The sequence below is a fragment of the Serratia sp. UGAL515B_01 genome (genome assembly GCF_033095805.1).
Lineage (GTDB): Bacteria > Pseudomonadota > Gammaproteobacteria > Enterobacterales > Enterobacteriaceae > Chania.
In genome coordinates, this window is sequence record NZ_CP109901.1 from 3,126,273 (window position 1) to 3,145,361 (window position 19,089).

Genomic DNA, 19,089 nt, shown 5'->3' on the forward strand with positions numbered 1-19,089 from the left:
AGATTGGATTTTTTTTATACAATTGCCTTATTGCTAAAAAATAACACACTGGTAATCTGGCGGGGTTTAATGCGGTTCAAGGCCATCGGCACGCTGTCAGCGTTCTCTGAAACAGCATACAAAGTGCCTATCAAGAAACAACTTGTTGGCTACATCCGTCTATCCTGAGCACTGGCGTTAGCCTGGAGTGACTGGAAAATCATGAGTTGATCGCTTGGCTTCAACTTGAAATACCTTGGGTAAAGATAAATTTAATCAGGAAGCATAATGAGGAAAATCGCGCTGTTGTTTGCGATGTTATTTTGTATACCAATGATCACAGCTTGTAGCGCTAGCGAGCAGGCGCCAGAAGTACCGGTGGTGACAAAACAATTATTGGGCTCGCCAGTCTATATTCAAATATTCAAAGAAGAACGCAAGCTGGAACTGTACGCCAAAATGGGGAATGAATTCCGCCTGGTGAATAGCTACCCGATCTGCAATTTCTCAGGGGGCCTTGGCCCGAAACGCCGCGAAGGTGACTTCAAAAGCCCTGAAGGCTTTTATAGCGTAGATGTGCGCCAACTGAAACCCGACAGCAAATATTATCGAGCCATAAATATTGGCTTTCCGAATGATTACGATAAAGCGCAAGGTTATTCCGGTGCTTATCTGATGATCCACGGAGAGTGCAAATCAGTTGGTTGCTACGCGATGACCAACGAATATATGGACGAGATTTATCGTTATGTAGAAGCAGCATTTGCTCACGGCCAAACCAAGGTGGATATCAGCATATATCCGTTCCGCATGACTGAAGAGAATCTGCAACGTCATCGTTTTTCCGATCACATGAGCTTCTGGCAGCAGCTAAAACCTGGTTATGACTATTTTGCTAAAAACCATCAGCCGCCAGCAGTGGAAGTCGCCAATGGTCAATATGTGTTAGCTAATCCGGTGACGAGTAATGATCAGCAAACACAGTATGCCTCAACGATTGACACCGATCCGTCATCAAGAAACAAGGTTCTCACCATAGTAAAATAAGGCAAATTCGCCTGGTACTATTTTGTGCCAGGTTTCATTGCTCGTTAACGGTTGTGTTGCAATAACCGTTACGACATCGTCTGGTGCGGTCTGTTGCTGAAAATCAATCTCCACATCCTGATCGAGCAGTGTTGCTTTGCCAAACGGTGCTCGTCGGGTGATCCAGTAAAGGTTGGTTGAGCAATAGGCCATAACAAAACGCCCATCCGACAGCAGCATGTTAAAGACCCCTTTCTGCCTCAGTTGATCGGCCAGTTTCGCAACATAGCGGAACACGGCTGGCCAATTACTGGGAGTACGTGGATACTTTAATGTCAGTTGTTGCAGCATCCAGCAGAAGGCATATTCGCTGTCGGTCTGCCCCACAGGGCGGAAGTTGCCCGTCGCCAATTGACGATATCCTTTCAACTGACCATTGTGAGCATAAGTCCAGTTACGTCCCCAGAGCTCACGGGTAAAAGGATGGGTATTCTCCAGTGCGACCTTACCACGATTAGCCTGGCGTATGTGGGAAACCACGGCACGGGATTTGATCGGATATTCCTGTACCATGCGAGCAATAGGTGAATTGTAACTCGGTTGCGGGTCTTTAAACGTGCGGCAACCGTTCCCTTCATAGAAGGTAATACCCCAACCGTCTTTATGTGGCCCTGTTCGGCCACCACGCTGCACCAGCCCAGTAAAACTAAAACAGATATCAGTGGGTACGTTCGCGCTCATCCCGAGCAGTTCACACATCGTCTGCCACTCCTTCATATCACTGACCGTTTTATACCCCGATGACTTCAAACAGCAACTGAGTGACAAATCGGTCAAGAACCGATTTTATCACTGCCGGCAGCGTCCCCCGAAGGAGCTGCCGAGTCACGCAGCCAACACCGTTGTAGCTGGGTATACTTTTGGCAAATGCCTTGACATTATGTTCGTGAGGGCAACATGCCCTTCCAACCGTTACGCTTTCACCATCTCTTTTTCGATTAACTGAATCAAGATATGGATCGCTTTGATATGAATTTCCTGAATACGATCGGCGTAACCGAAGTGCGGAACACGAATTTCCACATCGGCACTACCGGCCATTTTGCCACCATCTTTACCGGTCAGGGTGATCACTTTCATCCCTTTGACACGGGCCGCTTCAATCGCCTTGATGACGTTACCAGAATTACCCGAAGTCGAAATCCCCAACAGAACATCACCTTCACGCCCAACGGCTTCTACATAGCGAGAAAAAACATACTCATAACCAAAGTCATTGCTTACGCAAGATAAATGGCTAACGTCCGAAATGGCGATAGCTGGATAGCCCGGACGATTTTCACGGTAGCGGCCTGTGAGCTCTTCTGCAAAATGCATCGCATCACAGTGAGAGCCTCCGTTACCGCAGGAAATCACCTTTCCACCCTGTTTAAAAGCATCTGCCAACAAAATTGCTGCACGTTGGATCGCGTCAATATTGGCATCATCAGCAAGAAATTTTGCCAAAGTATCAGCCGCTTCGTTCAGTTCACTACGAATTAAATCGTGGTACATAGAGATAGCCTCTTGTTTTGCTTTATAACCAAAATACCTGGCACTGCAGCCAGCAATACCGAAGCTTTGGGTAACAGGGAATACATCATCAATCTTTCGTCTCGCAGTGTAGCGGATTGCAGAAAAACCGAGAAGTGCTGTGAATAAAACCGCGTTAACATCAAGATCTGATCTAAGTTGTTGAGCGCTCCACTGGCGGTTTGTGATCTGAGTTGTAATTAAAGTGTAAATGCATTGATAAAAACATTGGCGTGTACTACAACCATTATATAGCCTCGACAGGTCAGACCTCTTACTACTACGGAGCTTCTCATTATGGTTCTCAGTATCGTTGTTTTACTCGCACTCATTGGTGCGGTGTTTTATCATCGAGTCAGCCTAACGCTCAGCAGTCTCATTCTGTTCGTCTATACAGCGGCCATGGGCACTATTGGCATGTGGACTTATTGGATCTTACTGCCTCTAGCAATCGTACTGTTGCCACTCAACATCACCTCACTGCGCCGTTCTCTGCTTTCTGCACCAGCGTTGCATGCTTTCAGTAAGGTGATGCCCCCCATGTCAAGCACCGAAAAAGAAGCTATTGATGCAGGAACCACCTGGTGGGAGGGCGATCTGTTCCGTGGCAAACCCGACTGGAACAAGCTACATAACTATCCGCAGCCTAAACTGACCGCAGAAGAACAAGCCTTTATCGATGGCCCGGTGGAAGAAGCCTGCCGTATGGCCAGTGATTTTCAAATCACCCATGAACTTGCCGACCTTTCTCCTGAACTTTGGGCTTATCTGAAAGAACACCGCTTCTTCGCCATGATCATTAAGAAAGAGTACGGTGGCCTCGATTTTTCTCCTTATGCTCAGGCTCGCGTCCTACAAAAACTGGCGGGCGTTTCCGGTATTCTGGCCATTACCGTCGGTGTACCTAATTCCCTCGGCCCAGGTGAACTACTGCAACACTATGGTACTGAAGAGCAAAAAAAAACGCTATCTGCCCAGCTTGGCTCGTGGCGAAGAAATTCCTTGCTTTGCACTGACCAGCCCCGAAGCCGGTTCTGACGCAGGAGCGATCCCTGACGTGGGTACCGTTTGCATGGGTGAATGGCAAGGTGAGCAGGTTCTGGGCATGCGGCTGACTTGGAACAAGCGCTACATTACCTTAGCTCCTATTGCAACGGTATTAGGTCTGGCTTTCAAACTGTATGACCCGAACCGTCTGTTGAGCAATAACGAATCTCCGGGGATCACCTGTGCGCTGATCCCAACCAACACACTAGGGGTAGAGATCGGAAACCGTCATTTTCCACTCAATGTACCGTTCCAGAATGGCCCAACGCGTGGCAACGACGTATTCGTACCGATTGATTACATTATTGGCGGGCCAAAAATGGCCGGTCAGGGTTGGCGTATGCTGGTTGAATGCCTGTCGGTTGGCCGAGGTATCACTTTGCCTTCCAACTCAACCGGTAGTCTGAAATCGATTGCTTTGGCAACCGGTGCTTATGCCCATATCCGTCGTCAGTTCAAAATCTCTATCGGCAAGATGGAAGGGATTGAAGAGCCGTTGGCACGTATTGCCGGTAACACCTATGTCATGGATGCAGCGGCCTCACTGATCACCTATGCGCTGATGCAAGGCGAGAAACCAGCGGTACTTTCAGCCATTGTCAAATACCATTGTACCCAGCGTGGTCAGCAGTCGATTATAGATGCGATGGATATCACCGCTGGTAAGGGCATTATGCTGGGCAACTCCAACTTCTTGGCACGGGCCTATCAGGGGGCCCCTATCGCTATCACCGTCGAAGGTGCCAACATCCTGACCCGTAGCATGATGATCTTCGGGCAAGGTGCTATCCGCTGCCATCCTTATGTCCTGACAGAAATGGCTGCGGCGCAGAATAACGACCTGAATGCCTTTGACAAGGCACTGTTTGGTCACCTTGGCCATATTGCCAGCTGTAAAATTCGCAGTTTGTGGCTAGGCCTGACCAATGGCCGTACCAGCTTCACACCAACCAAGGACGCTACGCGCCGCTACTATCAGCAGTTGAATCGTCTGAGTGCCAACCTGGCACTGTTATCTGACGTTTCTATGGGGGTACTAGGTGGTAGCCTGAAGCGCCGTGAGCGCATCTCTGCCCGCCTGGGTGACGTACTCAGCCAAATGTACCTGGCCTCAGCAACGCTGAAACGGTATGAGGATGAAGGACGCCAAAAAGAAGATTTGCCGCTGGTACACTGGGGTGTGCAAGATTGCCTGAATCAGGCTGAGCAAGCGCTGGACGATTTGCTGCGTAATTTCCCAAATCGCTTTATCGCCGGGATCATGCGTTTGGTGGTTTTCCCGTTCGGACGCGTGAATTCAGCCCCCTCTGACCATCTTGATCACCAGTTGGCGAAGATCCTTCAACTGCCTTCGGCAACCCGCAGCCGCTTGGGTCGTGGCCAATATCTGACGCCAAGCGAGCATAACCCCGTTGGTTTAATGGAAGCTGCGCTGGCTGACGTGATGGCCGCAGAACCAATCCACCAGCGTCTATGCAAACAAGCCGGTAAGGATCTGCCTTTCACCCGTCTTGATCGTCTGGCACAACGCGCACTGACAGAAGGCAAAATCAGTGCAGATGAAGCCAAGATCCTGGTAAAAGCAGAAGAGAGCAGGCTGCGTTCAATCAACGTTGATGACTTTGCGCCGGATGCGCTGGCAGCACAAAAACCAGAAAAAACGCTTGTTAAGAAAGAACAACGCCAGCAACAGACTGAAGCTGCATAATGGCCACCAGCCAGGGATACAAAAGGGGCGATTTACATCGCCCCTTTTGCTTTGTAAGACGAAGTTAATTTCAACCGTGTTGGCGAATTCGTGCCAAGAGAGCGTCAACATGCTCGACTTGCGCTGCGTTAACGATCAGCGTACGGCCTAGATTCAACGCACTGCGTTGGCATTCAGCACGCATTTCAGGATCTGCAATACTGTCTAGATCGGCAACATGCGCCAAGCCGATGGTGCGACGGATCAATTCAGTTCCACCATACCCTACCGCATCCTGCCATACCTGTTGCAAGAACTGTTCAGCGTAACCCGGCGTTGCCAGAGTAACATCACGGCTGTGTTGCTGGCATAAACTCAAAAAACGGCCGGCAAAGGTCAGCCAAAGTTCACGCACATCCAATAGACGCTGTTCACGGCAATCCGTAGCCTCACGTGGTCCAAGCAATCCTGGTAAACCACAATAGTTGAGTAACAGGTTACCCAGTGCAGTACCGACATCAAACCCAATGGGTCCGTAGAAGCCAAACTCGGCATCAATCGCCTTCAATCTGCCCTCTGCAACAAAAATTGAGCCACTGTGAATATCGCCGTGTAGCAACGCCTCTGCCTTGCTCAGAAAACGGTGTTTTAACCCTGCAACAGCCAGCTTTAGAGCAGTATCTTTTCTTAACACCGTGACGTGTGGCAGTAACACATCGTCGAACTGATTGCGTTCATGGTCGTGATAAGGATCGGTAAAAAACAGGTCTTCGGTGATCTGGCACAGCTCAGGGTTAGTAAAACGACTCACTTCCGCTTTTTTTGCCTGTGCTGCCTGGTAAAAATCGGAGGTATGGAACAACGTTTGTGCCAGATATTCCGCCAGTTGTCCTACCGCCTGCGGGTAGTAGTGCCCCTTCATCAGTTCGCTACGCCAGATATGGTGGTCTGAGAGATCCTCTTGCACCATGACCGCCAGTTCAGGATCGTGGTGCAGTACTCGCACCGTATGGTGCGAACATAGTGCACCATGGATCAGTAAGGTCTCCGCTTCGATACGCGCGCGATCAAGCGTCAACGGCCAAGACTCTCCAACACAACGCACGTATGGCAGAGCCTGCTTAACAATTACCCGGCTTATTCTTGCACGATCACGGATTTTAAACACCAGGTTCAGATTACCATCCCCTATCTCATCGGCGCTTACCAGCGCTTGTGGGTCGGGCATTTGTCCGTATTGACGGGCGTATTCAACGGCATCAGCAACAGTAAACGTACGATATTGTGACATTCCCAACCCCTGTATTCTCTCCGGTCAGCAGCGATATTCTTACATTTTTTTAGACGCAAAAGCGTTTAGACGTCTATACATCCGAACGCCATGTTGGCAGAATGACTTCACAGATGCAATAAGAAAGACACGAGGATTTAACAACCGATGCAAACAGTTAACGCCACCAGTCTGATCCTGAAAGAAAACCGCCTCTGGATCCTCGATCAGCAGGCTCTCCCACAAGAGAAATGCTGGCTACCCTGCGACAACGTAGAACAATTGGTCGGACACATCCGCGCCCTGCGTGTTCGTGGTGCCCCGTTAATCGGCCTCTCTGCCAGTCTATTGATTGCACTATTGGCCGAACGCGGCCTGCCAAGAACCGACCTAGAACAGGCGTTGCAAACGTTACGCGCCGCACGCCCGACCGCGGTAAATCTAATGAACAATCTGGATCGCATGAAGCTCGCGCTGGCGCAGCCTGATTGGGTAACGGCTATGGCTGAAGAGGCGCTACGACTGGTGGATGAGGATCGCATGCTGTGCGATCGTATCGCCGATAACGGCGCCGAGTGGGTAAAACCGAGTAGTCGCCTGCTGACCCATTGCAATACTGGCGGGCTGGCAACGGCAGGTGTAGGTACTGCCATCGGTGTTCTATTACGTGCACACCAACAAGGCAAGATCACCCAAGTTTGGGTCGATGAAACTCGGCCTCTCCTGCAAGGAGGGCGCCTTACCGCCTGGGAACTGGGTGAATTGGGCATTCCTTATCGGCTGATTTGTGACTCGATGGCTGCCAGCCTGATGGCCTCTGGCCAGGTTGATGCCGTTTGGGTAGGGGCAGACCGCATCGCAGCCAATGGTGATGTTGCCAATAAAATCGGTACTTACAGTCTGGCGGTCCTGGCCCATTATCACCATATTCCGTTTTATGTTGCCGCCCCACACACCACTCACGATCCAGATTGCCCGAACGGCGCAGCCATTCCGATTGAACAGCGGGCTGCGGTAGAAGTGACCGGCGTCAGCGGCAGTTTTGGCTCTTGCCAATGGGCACCCGATGATGCAGCAACCTATAACCCAGCATTCGATGTCACGCCCGCAGCGTTGATTAGCGGTTGGGTACTAGACTGTGGCGTGATCACGCCAGAGCAGGTTGCTGCTGGTATTTTTCAGCAGGCATTAGGTTCAGACAAAGAAACTTTGCCTGCGTAGCAGGCTGAGTTTTCGGTATTTTTGTGGCGACATACCAACGTACTTTTGAAAAGTGCTGTAAAAGCGGCTGCTGGAACGAAAGCCAGCAGTCAGCGCAATATCCAGAATGGTTTTATCCGTATCACTCAACAGTGCCCTGACATGATTGATGCGCATTGCGGTGATGTACTGCTTCATAGTCAGTTGCATCACGCGCTGGAAAATACCCATCGCATAATTGGAGTTGAGCTTTACGTGTTCAGCTACGCTGTCAATAGTAAGCGCCTGATCATAGTTATCAGCAATAAACCCCAACATCTGGCTCACATAAAACTGCGCGTGCTTGGAGACGCCGTTCTTGTGAGTGCGGGAAGCTTTATTGAGCAGAATAGGCTGCCAGCCGGAAAGGCTAAAACGCTTGAGCATCACTCCTATTTCATCAATCGCTAATTGCCGGATTTGCTCATCGGAACTGGTGAGTTCTTTCTGCCAACGCCGCACTTCAAAGGCACTGATTTGATGAGATGCCTGCGATTTTACCACCATGCCGTGGGTAACATGGTTGATTAACTCCCGATCCAGAGGCCAAGAGAGAAAAAGATGCATCGGCAAATTCAGAATGGCCATACTCTGACAGTTACCGGGCCGTGTAAGCTGGTGCGGTACACATGCCCAAAATAGCGTGATGTGTCCTTGTTTAAACTGCACCACTTCATCGTTAATCACATATTCTACGTCGCTGTCGAACGGCACATTAACTTCCACTTGACCATGCCAGTGGCTAGACGGCATAGCGAGAGGAGCACGTAACTCAATATCCATCCGTTGATAATCGGAATAGAGCGACAGAGGGCTACGAGCCTCGGGGTCGGTACTGCTGAACATGTCGGGATCGGGCGCTAAAACGCGAACCACAGAGTTTTCCATAGCAATCGTCTTCCTGTTCCTGAATTATCAGAATAATGGCACAGCAGAGGAAGTTTCGGCGGGATCAAGGCCACATCCCAACCATTAGCGTTGCTTTAAATCCCCGGTATTCTCTGCTTTCCTCACCTTTTTATCCCATAAACTCAGATTCAGAAGAGCCATGCGCAAAATCTGAGTTTATGGGAATGCTCAATCAGGAACATGGAAGCGTTACAACTTCGCCTCATGCCACCATGGTGCATCGCTATACGCCACTGGAGAAAGAAGCATGTCGGTCCCCAAAATCACCTTTATCGGTGCTGGCTCTACCATTTTTGTCAAAAACATCCTCGGTGATGTGTTTCACCGTCAGGCCTTCAAATCTGCGCATATCGCGCTGATGGACATTGACGAAACGCGTCTGGAAGAGTCACACATTGTGGTGCGTAAATTGATGGATTCAGCCGGTGCTAACGGACATATCACCTGCCATACCGATCAGAAAACCGCTCTCAAGGCAGCCGATTTTGTGGTTGTCGCATTTCAGATCGGCGGTTATGAACCCTGTACCGTCACGGACTTTGAAGTGTGCAAACGCCACGGCCTGGAACAAACCATTGCCGATACGCTTGGCCCCGGCGGCATCATGCGTGCGTTACGCACTATTCCACATCTGTGGCAGATTTGCGCCGATATGACGGAAGTATGCCCAAATGCCACCATGCTCAATTACGTGAATCCGATGGCCATGAATACCTGGGCTATGTTTGCTCGCTATCCGCAGATTAAACAGGTTGGACTATGCCATTCCGTTCAGGGCACAGCGGAAGAACTAGCACGGGATCTGAATATCGACGCTAGCGAACTACGCTATCGTTGCGCAGGCATTAACCATATGGCCTTCTATCTTGAGCTGGAGAAAAAAGAGGCCAATGGGCGCTACCGCAGCATTTACCCTGACTTGCTGGATGCTTATGCGGCTGGTCAAGCACCGAAAGCGAATATTCACGGTAACCCGCGCTGTCAGAACATTGTGCGTTATGAAATGTTCAAGAAGTTGGGCTACTTTGTGACGGAATCCTCTGAACACTTTGCCGAATATACCCCGTGGTTTATCAAACCAGGGCGCAATGACCTGATTGAACGTTACAAAGTGCCACTGGATGAATATCCGAAGCGTTGCGTGGAGCAACTGGCAAGCTGGCATAGGGAACTCGAGCAATATAAAACGGCAGAACGTATTGATATAAAACAATCCAATGAGTACGCCAGCACGATCATGAACTCGTTGTGGACCGGCGAACCCAACGTCATCTATGGCAACGTGCGTAACGATGGCCTGATCGATAACCTGCCACAAGGATGCTGTGTCGAGGTGGCTTGTTTGGTCGATGCCAATGGGATCCGCCCAACCAAAGTGGGCAAACTGCCTTCGCATCTTGCCGCACTCATGCAAACCAACATCAACGTACAAACGTTGCTCACCGAAGCCATTCTCACTGAAAACAAAGATTTTGTTTACCACGCAGCCATGCTGGACCCCCATACCGCAGCGGTGCTGGGGATCGAAGAGATTTATGCACTGGTGGACGATCTGATCGCCGCTCATGGCGACTGGTTGCCTGCCTGGCTTCACTGAGAACGCCCAGCGTTTAAACGCTGGGCTCCTTCACTAAAATAACAGGAGGGCGCTGGTAACAGTGGCCCTATAGCCTATGAGTGTTTCAATAACCACCAAGATGAGCTACGGTTTTGGCGCTTTCGGTAAAGACTTCGCCATCGGTATTGTTTATATGTACCTGATGTATTATTACACCGACGTTGTTGGCCTATCCGTAGGCGTGGTCGGTACACTGTTCCTGGTTGCACGGATCTGGGATGCACTCAACGATCCCATCATGGGCTGGATTGTCAACTGTACCCGTACCCGCTGGGGAAAATTCAAACCCTGGATACTGATCGGCACGATCGCTAACTCGATCGTGCTTTTTATGCTGTTCAGTGCCCATCACTTCGAAGGCCAAGGGCAACTGATATTCGCCATCGTCACCTACATTCTTTGGGGCATGACCTACACCCTGATGGATATTCCATTCTGGTCGCTGGTGCCAACCATAACCCTGGACAAACGCGAACGTGAAAAGTTGGTGCCTTATCCCCGTTTCTTCGCCAGTTTGGCCGGTTTTGTGACGGCGGGTGTAACACTGCCATTTGTCAATTATATTGGCGGTGAGGATCGCGGTTTCGGCTTTCAGATGTTTACCTTGGTACTGATCACATTCTTCGTAGCTTCCACAATTATCACGCTGCGCAACGTCAAGGAAGTGTATTCATCCGACAACCCGGCGGCAGAATCAAACCGAATTAATCTGAAGGCGATGATCGGCCTGATCTACAAAAACGATCAGCTTTCCTGTCTGCTCGGTATGGCGCTCGCCTACAACATTGCTTCCAACGTTATCACCGGTTTTGCGATTTATTATTTTACCTACGTGATTGGCGATACTGCGCTTTTCCCTTACTACATGTCTTACGCGGGCGCGGCCAACCTGGTTACGCTAATCCTGTTCCCACGCCTAGTGAAAACCCTTTCGCGCCGCGCGTTATGGGCAGGAGCCTCGATCATGCCAATTCTCGGCAGCGGTGTACTGCTGTGGATTGCAACTGTGGGATACCACAACCTGTTGCTGATTTCGCTCGCCGGTGTGTTATTCAACATCGGTACGGCATTGTTCTGGGTATTGCAAGTGATCATGGTGGCAGATACCGTCGACTATGGTGAATATAAGCTGAACGTGCGCTGTGAGAGTATTGCCTATTCGGTGCAAACGTTAGTCGTGAAAGCCGGTTCGGCTTTTTCAGCGTTCTTTATCGGCGTAGTGCTTGGCATTGTTGGCTACGTTCCCAACGTTGCCCAATCCGCAGAAACCGTCATCGGGATGCAAATCATCATGATCGCCCTACCTGCGCTGTTCTTCTGTATCACTCTGTTCATTTACTTCCGGTTTTATAAACTTAACGGGAACTTCCAATACACCATCCAAACTCACTTACAGGATAAATATCATCAGGTTGAGGAAGAGCATACCCAAGAAATCAAACACATACTGTTGCCCGAAGCAAAGGGGTAAACATGGAGTGGGTTTCTCTCATCGGCTACTTTGCAGCGTGTCTGACAACACTTTCGTTTCTGCCACAGGCCATCAAGGTGATCTCGACACGAAACACTCAAGGTATTTCACTATTAATGTATGGCATGTTTGTTCTGGGCGTACTGATGTGGCTGATTTACGGGGTTTTGATCGACAACCTGACAGTCAGCCTGGCTAACTTGCTGACTTTGCTGTTTGCACTACCGATTCTGATCATCAAGTACCAAAATCGTTGAACTGCTCGCCTTTTCTCTTGCACGGTAAATGAGCAGGAGAAAAGGCACTCAGGAAATACAGATATAAAGTCAATCGAGATCAATCCAGGCGTGGGTAGGCATCGGCAATTTTATCCCCGGTGAAATGGGCAACCCACCCTTGCGGGTTATTAAACAGACGGATAGCAGTAAAATTTGGCGCAGACCCCATATCAAACCAGTGGCGGGTATTGGCTGGTACAGAGAGCAAATCGTTTTTCTCGCACAGGACCTGGAAAATCTTGCCTTCTAGATGCAGGCAGAACAGCCCCGCTCCCTCAACAAAAAAACGTACCTCGTCTTCACCGTGAGTGTGTTCAGCAAGAAACTTTTCGCGTAGTGCTTCACGCTGGTCGTTGTCTGGCCGCATACTAATCACATCCCAGCTCTGATACCCCTTCTCTGCGACCAGCCGATCGATTTCACGCTGATAAGCAGCAATGACCGCTTCTGGTTGTGGAGCATTTCCCAACTCGCGATCGGCCTGCCAACGCTCAAAACGCACACCAATCTGGGCAAGTTGTTGTTGGATAGCCTGAGCGTCATTGCTCTGCCACACTGCCTGTTGCGGTTCTTTATCACTAAAAATGGTCAATCCACTCATGAGGCAAACTCCCCTAACTTGATGTGATCAAAACGGTTAACCTGCGGATGCAGGCTTTGCGGATCGGCTGCGTCACGGATCAATTGACAGGTGTGCCAGCCTGCTACCCGCGCCGCATCCAGTTCCTGATGGATATCGGAAAGGAATAATAACTCCGCCGGGGAAATACCTATTGTCCTGGCTATATTCTGGTACGACGCCGTTTCACGCTTTGCACCGACATGAGTATCGAAGTAGCCGCTGAATAATGGCCGCAAATCACCGGCATCGCTATAACCAAACAGCAGCTGTTGTGCCTCTACCGAACCGGAAGAATAGACGTATAGCCTTACTCCTTGTTGCTGCCAAGTAGCCAACTGTTCAGCAACTTCGCAATAGAGGTGCCCTGTGAAGTCACCATTAAGATAGCCGCTGCGCCAGATGATCCCTTGCAATGTTTTCAGTGCGGTAGATTTGCGATCTTCATCCATAAAGCGATAAAGCGTGGAGATAAGCTGTTCATTATCGGCATCAGGTTGAGCAATCTCTTCACGTAACGCCGCCAGTGGTACCGCGACTTCTTCCTTGCTGGAGTGATTGCGGATAAATTCCCCCAGCCGCTCACGCGCATAAGGAAACAGCACCTGATGAACAAAGCGAATATCGCTGGTAGTGCCTTCAATATCAGTAACAATGGCGCGGATCATTTAGCCTCCAGTAAACGACGCTGTAGTTCACACTGGAACAGGAATTCAAGCCCTTCAAGATGACGACGAGCTTCCGCCACCTGCCTGCCCCAGCAGTAAAGACCATGACCACGAACCAGAAAGCCATAGTGTAATGGCATCGTTTCGGCAAAGGCGGCCACTTTCGCAGCTAACACTGGAATATCCTGGTCGTTGTCAAAAATAGGAATGCTGACGCAATCAAGATGGCTCTTTTGCCCACTGAGGGATTTCTGCATTTCGTAACCCTGCAGAACCAGCGCTTCGCTTTTTTCTACGCGGGACAGCACCGTAGTATTGACTGAATGGGTATGCAGAATCGCACCAACCTGTGGGAACAAACGGTAGATCAGCGTATGCAGGCCGGTTTCCGCCGAAGGGGTACGTCCACTGGGGACATGGTTGGTCACCGTTTCCACCAGCAGGAAATCCTGCTCAGTCAGACGGCCTTTATCCTTACCGGACTCGGTCACCAGACATTGCTTGTCATCAAGGCGTAGCGACATATTGCCGCCGGTCGCAGGGCACCAACCTTTTTCACCAATCCAGTGACAGGCAGCCAGTAAGGCATGTAGTTGCGGGTTTTCCGTCATTTATTCTGTTTCCTGCAAGGTAGGGATATACCCGTTGCCTTTCAAGTTGCAGCGGTGTTAGCTGCCTTTGCCCACCCTAATCAATACTCCTGAGGCCTCACTCAGTTGCTACTTCGGGGCTTCTTGAAATAACCTAGGCACACTCATATAGACATCTAAACGTCTTGATTGCCAAAGATTAGCATCGTGCTATAGAGTTGGCAATATAAGCGCCAGGAGTATTAGGCAGTGTCCCTCAATTGCACGTGAGCGCCGCTGGCGGTAATTTTCGCGCAGAACAAGGGTGAGCCGGGAGAAGCGCTGGACATAGCCAGGTTGGATGCCGGACTTTCACTGGATGCCCTGCAAGCCTATCGCGATGCTTTTCCTGCCTGGCGTGATGCCGACAGTTTCCGGTATAACGATTAAGGTTTCTGAGAAAACCTCATTCCTTCACTCATATCCAGTCTGGATTTTGCTACTAGGCTCACACCGCATGCGGGGCTACTAATTCCTTTATGTTGCGCTCAAAAAATACGACAAAGCCCTGAGTTATTACTAACTCAGGGCTTATCAATAAGTGGCGGAACGGACGGGGCTCGAACCCGCGACCCCCTGCGTGACAGGCAGGTATTCTAACCAACTGAACTACCGCTCCGCGAATGTTCCCTTTCGGGAGAACGAGGCGAATACTACGGCTGCCCCTGCATTTCGTCAACGTCTTTTCTTATAAAAAGAGTCGTTTGCACAGTTTTTCAACGGGCTCAGCAACGATTGGGAACGTGAATGTAATTTTTACGACAAACATGCCATCATTCGACCTTTGTACGCCACAAGCAAATGCCGCCTTTTTGGGCAATCAGATCCAAGCGCGCCTCATGAGAGTTCACTTCTTCATCACTGGCATACACCACTTTCATAGTTGACGCAGGCCTTACGATCCTCTGGATTTCCTGTGCGGAATTCGTTTTTTGTGTGTCTCCTTCCATTTGAAAAGCCATTGAGGTCTGACCACCAGTCATCGCCAAATAGACTTCAGCCAGGATCTCCGCATCAAGCAAAGCACCGTGAAGCGTTCGTTTACTATTGTCTATCTCGTAACGGCTACACAGAGCATCAAGGTTGTTACGTTTGCCCGGAAAGAGGCGGCGAGCCATCAATAGCGTATCGGTTATAGTGCAGAAAGTTTCCGTCTTCGGGATATTTTGCTGCAACATACGGAACTCATGATCCATAAAGCCGATATCAAACGCCGCGTTATGAATAACGAGTTCACTGCCACGAATAAAATCCAGGAACTCATCGGCGATTTGTTCGAAGGTTGGCTTATCTGCAAGGAATTCGTCGCTGATGCCATGGACACCATAAGCTTCAGGGTCTACCAGACGGTCAGGCTTGACGTAAACGTGGTAGTTTCGCCCGGTAAAGCGACGGTTGATCACCTCGACAGCCCCAATCTCGATGATACGGTGGCCCTCGTAGTGAACCCCTAACTTGTTCATACCGGTCGTTTCGGTATCAAGAACAATCTGTCTAATTGGTGTTGAGATCATATTGCAGTGCTCATAGCGCTCGTTTATGTCAGACTTAGCCTTTATAAAACTGATTGGAAGAGTCTACCAGAGATGCTCAAACAGGTAGAGATTTTCACCGACGGTTCCTGTCTCGGTAATCCGGGCCCCGGTGGCTACGGCGCAATTTTGCGTTATAAGCAACACGAAAAAATGTTCAGTTCGGGTTTCCGTCTGACGACCAACAACCGTATGGAGTTAATGGCCGCGATTGTTGCACTCGAAGCACTGACCGCTCCCTGTGAGGTTATCTTGAGCACTGATAGCCAATATGTCCGCCAAGGGATCACCAGTTGGATCCACAACTGGAAAAAACGCGGCTGGAAAACGACCGATAAAAAACCCGTAAAGAACGTCGACCTCTGGCAGCGTCTTGATACAGCTATTGGCCAACATACCATCCGTTGGGAATGGGTCAAAGGCCATGCCGGTCACCCGGAAAACGAACGCTGCGATGTGCTAGCCCGCGATGCCGCCGGTAATCCGACGCAGGATGACTTAGGCTATCAGCCCGAAGCTTAAGGGACGCGACCCGGTTTACGGTAGCTCTTAGTAGCTCCCACAGCGCGACTGAGAGAAGGTTTTCTTGCACCGAGTTTCATCGGTGTTAGCGTCAAGGGTAGCGTTCTCTTGCGCGCCACGATAACACTCAAGCACCCTAACGCGGGTAAATGGGTGCTTAAAAAAATGCCACCTTTTCGCTGCCAAGGAAGGACATGAAAACGCGATTGTTCCAACACCTCGTAATTCAGCAGGCTGAGCCAGTCCAGTAAACGCATCTGGCTAAACATTCGGCTTACATAAGGCTGACGTTGGCGTAACGTAGGAATCAATTTACCTAACCCCAACAGGCTGAAAGGGTTAAAACTGCTGATGACCAACCAGCCATCGTCAATCATCACTCGGTCAATCTCTCGTAACATGCGATGTGGATCGTCTGCATAAGAGAGCGTATGGGCTAGCAGACAGGCATCAACAGATTTTACGGCAAAGGGTAATTGATATGGGTCTGCTAGTACGTCAAGATTACTACCGTCCAAACCGACACTGACCTGATGTGAAATCACACATTTTTCAGTGTCCAGCTCGGCGCTAAGATTACCGATTTTTAGAAGATGGAAGCCAAATAATTTTGGCCACCAAGGTTGCAACTGCCGTTCAAGCGCCCCACGATAGTATTCCCCCCACGGCAACTCAGCCCATGAGTGCGGGCTGACGAGATTTTGCAGAGTATGGGCTGGTTTCATAATTTATTTTCTTCTTTTAAGCCGTTGCAAACGAGAGGTTTACTATGAATCTTATCAGCATTCCTGCTTTCCAGGACAATTACATTTGGCTATTAGATAACCAGCAAGGACACTGTGTCATCGTCGATCCCGGAGAATCTGGCCCCGTTTTGGAAGCACTATCTCGCCAGCATTTGATCCCTGATGCGATATTGTTAACCCATCATCACAACGATCATGTTGATGGCGTACCAGAGATTATTGCTCAATACCCAAATTTGCCAGTATATGGACCACAAGAAACGGGCAAAAAAGGTGCGAATCATCAGGTCAACGATGGCGATGTTATAGAGATTAATGGACGCCAATTCATAACAATCGCGGTTCCCGGACATACCCTAGGACACGTTGCATTCTACAGTGCACCTTATCTTTTCTGCGGGGATACCCTTTTTTCTGCAGGCTGCGGCAGACTTTTTGAAGGTACCGCAGAACAAATGTACCTCTCATTTCAAAGACTCGCACAACTTCCCGATGAAACCTTAATTTGTTGCGCACACGAATATACTCTATCAAACCTTAAGTTTGCGCGGGCCGTTTTGCCACAAGATCGAGATATTAAAACATATCAGCAACAAGTTGAGGTATTACGGGCAAAAGGCATACCTAGTGTGCCAACAACCTTGCAATTAGAGCGGAAAATAAATCTCTTTTTACGATGCCATGATCATGATTTACAAAAAAAAATAGGCGTTTACTCCCCTCCACAAACACTTCACTCAGTTTTTTCTGAGTTACGCCTCCGTAAGGATCGCTTCTAACCTTTTTGTTGTGTTTTTTGACGAAGCAAAGTATGATCGCTCGTCTTTTAAGCAACTAGATTGACATATATATGAAGACTAAAGCGATGATTCTCGCCTCAGTCTTGCTAGTGGGTTGCCAGTCGGTCCAGCAGGGCTCACAGGTTCCAGAGCAGCATGCACAGAGTCTGTCTTCGGCAGGTCAAGAAAGTGAAGCAGGAGAGCACACAGCGGATGGTCGAGCGAGCTCGATGCAGTGGCAGAGTAATACCAGTAGTGCCGCGCAAAAAGACCTGTGGAGCTTCATTAGCGACGAGCTGAAGATGGAGGTTCCGGAAAATTCCCGGATCCGTGAGCAAAAAAGAAAGTATTTACAAAACAAGAGCTATCTCCACGATGTTACATTACGGGCAGAGCCGTACATGTACTGGATTGTCGGGCAGATTAAAAAACGTAAGATGCCTATGGAACTGGTACTGCTACCCATAGTGGAGAGCGCTTTTAACCCGCATGCCACGTCACATGCTAATGCCGCAGGGCTATGGCAGATCGTGCCTCAAACGGGTCGCAATTATGGTTTGAAGAATAATCAGTGGTATGACGGGCGACGTGATGTCGTTGCTTCAACAACCGCAGCCCTCGACATGCTGGAGCGTTTGAACACCATGTTTGATGGCGACTGGTTACTCACCGTCGCTGCTTACAACAGTGGCGAAGGCCGTGTGATGCAAGCGGTTAAGGCAAATAAACGTCAAGGTAAGTCTACTGAGTTTTGGGCATTGTCGCTTCCGCGTGAAACGTCAATTTATGTCCCTAAAATGTTGGCATTGAGAGACATTATCAAGCACAGCAAAAAGTACGGCGTCAAATTACCGAAAACTGACGAAACCCGTGCGTTAGCGCGAATTGATGTCGGCCAGCAAATTGGACTCACTCAAGCGGCTGAAATGGCGGGACTTTCAGTCACCAAGATGAAAGCTTACAATCCTGGCTATAAAAAAGGCGTAACAGCTCCGAATGGGCCCCACTACATCATGGTTCCCAAAGGGCATGCTGAACAATTGAAAGTCTCGCTAGCAGATGGACAAATTGTTGTTCCTGTGGTCAGTAAATTGGAATTGGCAAAAAACAGCGGGTTGTCTGGCGGAAGTGCGTACAAGGTTCGTTCAGGTGATACGTTATCCAGCATAGCTAAGCGGTTGAGCGTTAAGACAAGCGATCTGCAAAACTGGAATAACTTGCGTGCCAAAAGTACGCTTAAGATTGGCCAAACCCTAAAGGTAGCCAAAAATAGCAGAACTAACAGCAGTATTACCTATAAAGTCCGTAAAGGTGATTCGTTAGCCAGTATCGCACGACGTCATGGTGTTGATATTAAAGATGTAAAACGTTGGAACTCAGCACTCGCTAAAGCGAGCCATCTGCAACCAGGGCTGAAACTGACCTTATTTGTTAACAACAAAGCATCACCAGACAGCTAAATTTGGGCACAAAAGCCCTCCTAAAGCATCCTTCGGGA

At 49.4% G+C, this 19,089-nt stretch carries 17 protein-coding genes, 1 tRNA gene and 2 pseudogenes; 10 read left to right on the forward strand and 10 right to left on the reverse strand.

From position 1 onward, the window contains the following. Nucleotides 1–267 precede the first annotated feature (267 nt). Complete coding sequence (gene dpaA, locus OK023_RS14090) at nucleotides 268–1,026, forward strand: peptidoglycan meso-diaminopimelic acid protein amidase (RefSeq protein ID WP_317693334.1); 759 nt, start codon at nucleotides 268–270, stop codon at nucleotides 1,024–1,026. Here the strand turns inward: dpaA and OK023_RS14095 are convergent. Beyond that, entirely contained in the window at nucleotides 994–1,764 is a 771-nt protein-coding gene (locus tag OK023_RS14095; protein ID WP_317693335.1) for a class II glutamine amidotransferase, read from the reverse strand. The two genes, dpaA and OK023_RS14095, sit on opposite strands and share 33 nt — an antisense overlap. A 213-nt stretch (nucleotides 1,765–1,977) precedes the next feature. Further along, entirely contained in the window at nucleotides 1,978–2,559 is a 582-nt protein-coding gene (gene lpcA / locus OK023_RS14100) for a D-sedoheptulose 7-phosphate isomerase (RefSeq protein WP_317693336.1), read from the reverse strand. A 312-nt stretch (nucleotides 2,560–2,871) separates the two neighbouring features. On the opposite strand from lpcA, the pseudogene fadE reads away from it, so the two are divergent. Then, a pseudogene (gene fadE / locus OK023_RS14105) lies at nucleotides 2,872–5,332 on the forward strand (acyl-CoA dehydrogenase FadE). A gap of 70 nt (nucleotides 5,333–5,402) precedes the next feature. Here the strand turns inward: fadE and mtnK are convergent. Beyond that, the gene (gene mtnK, locus OK023_RS14110) at nucleotides 5,403–6,602 is read right to left on the reverse strand and encodes an S-methyl-5-thioribose kinase (protein WP_317693337.1); all 1,200 of its coding nucleotides are present in this window, start codon (nucleotides 6,600–6,602) and stop codon (nucleotides 5,403–5,405) included. 147 nt (nucleotides 6,603–6,749) lie between these two features. Between mtnK and mtnA the strand changes: the two genes are divergently transcribed. Further along, nucleotides 6,750–7,802 carry an S-methyl-5-thioribose-1-phosphate isomerase gene (mtnA, locus tag OK023_RS14115; RefSeq protein WP_317693338.1) on the forward strand — a complete coding sequence of 351 codons (1,053 nt, stop codon included), beginning with the start codon at nucleotides 6,750–6,752 and terminating at the stop codon, nucleotides 7,800–7,802. Here mtnA and melR read toward each other — a convergent pair. After that, entirely contained in the window at nucleotides 7,776–8,708 is a 933-nt protein-coding gene (melR, locus tag OK023_RS14120; protein ID WP_317693339.1) for a transcriptional regulator MelR, read from the reverse strand. The two genes, mtnA and melR, sit on opposite strands and share 27 nt — an antisense overlap. Before the next feature lie 268 nt (nucleotides 8,709–8,976). Here melR and OK023_RS14125 point away from each other — a divergent pair, with 268 nt between their 5' ends. The 3 genes from OK023_RS14125 to OK023_RS14135 all read left to right on the forward strand — a co-directional run bounded on the left by OK023_RS14125 (nucleotide 8,977) and on the right by OK023_RS14135 (nucleotide 12,075). Next, entirely contained in the window at nucleotides 8,977–10,326 is a 1,350-nt protein-coding gene (locus tag OK023_RS14125) for an alpha-glucosidase/alpha-galactosidase (RefSeq protein ID WP_317693340.1), read from the forward strand. Nucleotides 10,327–10,402: 76 nt separating this feature from the next. Then, nucleotides 10,403–11,818, forward strand: a complete 1,416-nt coding sequence (melB, locus tag OK023_RS14130) for a melibiose:sodium transporter MelB (RefSeq protein WP_317693341.1) — start codon at nucleotides 10,403–10,405, stop codon at nucleotides 11,816–11,818. 2 nt (nucleotides 11,819–11,820) lie between these two features. Continuing rightward, complete coding sequence (locus OK023_RS14135; RefSeq protein WP_317693342.1) at nucleotides 11,821–12,075, forward strand: SemiSWEET transporter; 255 nt, start codon at nucleotides 11,821–11,823, stop codon at nucleotides 12,073–12,075. A 79-nt stretch (nucleotides 12,076–12,154) separates the two neighbouring features. Here OK023_RS14135 and OK023_RS14140 read toward each other — a convergent pair whose 3' ends face one another. The 3 genes from OK023_RS14140 to OK023_RS14150 are packed head-to-tail and all read right to left on the reverse strand — an operon-like array spanning nucleotide 12,155 to nucleotide 13,994. After that, nucleotides 12,155–12,697, reverse strand: coding sequence for an acireductone dioxygenase (locus tag OK023_RS14140; RefSeq protein ID WP_317693343.1), 543 nt, complete (start codon nucleotides 12,695–12,697; stop codon nucleotides 12,155–12,157). After that, nucleotides 12,694–13,383: an acireductone synthase gene (mtnC, locus tag OK023_RS14145; RefSeq protein ID WP_317693344.1), complete on the reverse strand. Its 690-nt coding sequence runs from the start codon at nucleotides 13,381–13,383 to the stop codon at nucleotides 12,694–12,696. Before mtnC ends, OK023_RS14140 begins: the two co-directional genes overlap by 4 nt. Continuing rightward, a complete protein-coding gene (locus OK023_RS14150) occupies nucleotides 13,380–13,994 on the reverse strand; it encodes a methylthioribulose 1-phosphate dehydratase (RefSeq protein ID WP_317693345.1) in 615 nt (204 codons plus the stop codon). The genes mtnC and OK023_RS14150 overlap by 4 nt, the downstream gene beginning before the upstream one ends. Before the next feature lie 285 nt (nucleotides 13,995–14,279). Between OK023_RS14150 and OK023_RS19220 the strand changes: the two are divergent. Next, a pseudogene (locus OK023_RS19220) lies at nucleotides 14,280–14,402 on the forward strand (amidohydrolase); the annotation flags it as partial. Between the two features lie 152 nt (nucleotides 14,403–14,554). Here the strand turns inward: OK023_RS19220 and OK023_RS14155 are convergent. Both OK023_RS14155 and dnaQ read right to left on the reverse strand, forming a co-directional pair. Continuing rightward, a tRNA-Asp gene (locus tag OK023_RS14155) sits at nucleotides 14,555–14,631 on the reverse strand. Between the two features lie 154 nt (nucleotides 14,632–14,785). Continuing rightward, on the reverse strand, nucleotides 14,786–15,526 hold the full coding sequence (gene dnaQ / locus OK023_RS14160; protein ID WP_411569362.1) for a DNA polymerase III subunit epsilon: 741 nt from the start codon (nucleotides 15,524–15,526) through the stop codon (nucleotides 14,786–14,788). A gap of 72 nt (nucleotides 15,527–15,598) precedes the next feature. Between dnaQ and rnhA the strand changes: the two genes are divergently transcribed. Beyond that, a complete protein-coding gene (gene rnhA / locus OK023_RS14165) occupies nucleotides 15,599–16,066 on the forward strand; it encodes a ribonuclease HI (protein WP_411569363.1) in 468 nt (155 codons plus the stop codon). On the opposite strand, the gene OK023_RS14170 is transcribed toward rnhA, so the two are convergent. Beyond that, complete coding sequence (locus tag OK023_RS14170; protein WP_317693347.1) at nucleotides 16,063–16,791, reverse strand: class I SAM-dependent methyltransferase; 729 nt, start codon at nucleotides 16,789–16,791, stop codon at nucleotides 16,063–16,065. The two genes, rnhA and OK023_RS14170, sit on opposite strands and share 4 nt — an antisense overlap. 44 nt (nucleotides 16,792–16,835) lie before the next feature. On the opposite strand from OK023_RS14170, the gene gloB reads away from it, so the two are divergent. Together gloB and mltD are read left to right on the forward strand one after the other, a co-directional pair. After that, nucleotides 16,836–17,591, forward strand: a complete 756-nt coding sequence (gene gloB / locus OK023_RS14175; protein WP_317693348.1) for a hydroxyacylglutathione hydrolase — start codon at nucleotides 16,836–16,838, stop codon at nucleotides 17,589–17,591. Nucleotides 17,592–17,662: 71 nt separating this feature from the next. Beyond that, nucleotides 17,663–19,051, forward strand: coding sequence for a murein transglycosylase D (gene mltD, locus OK023_RS14180; RefSeq protein WP_317693349.1), 1,389 nt, complete (start codon nucleotides 17,663–17,665; stop codon nucleotides 19,049–19,051). The last annotated feature ends 38 nt before the right edge of the window (nucleotides 19,052–19,089 follow it).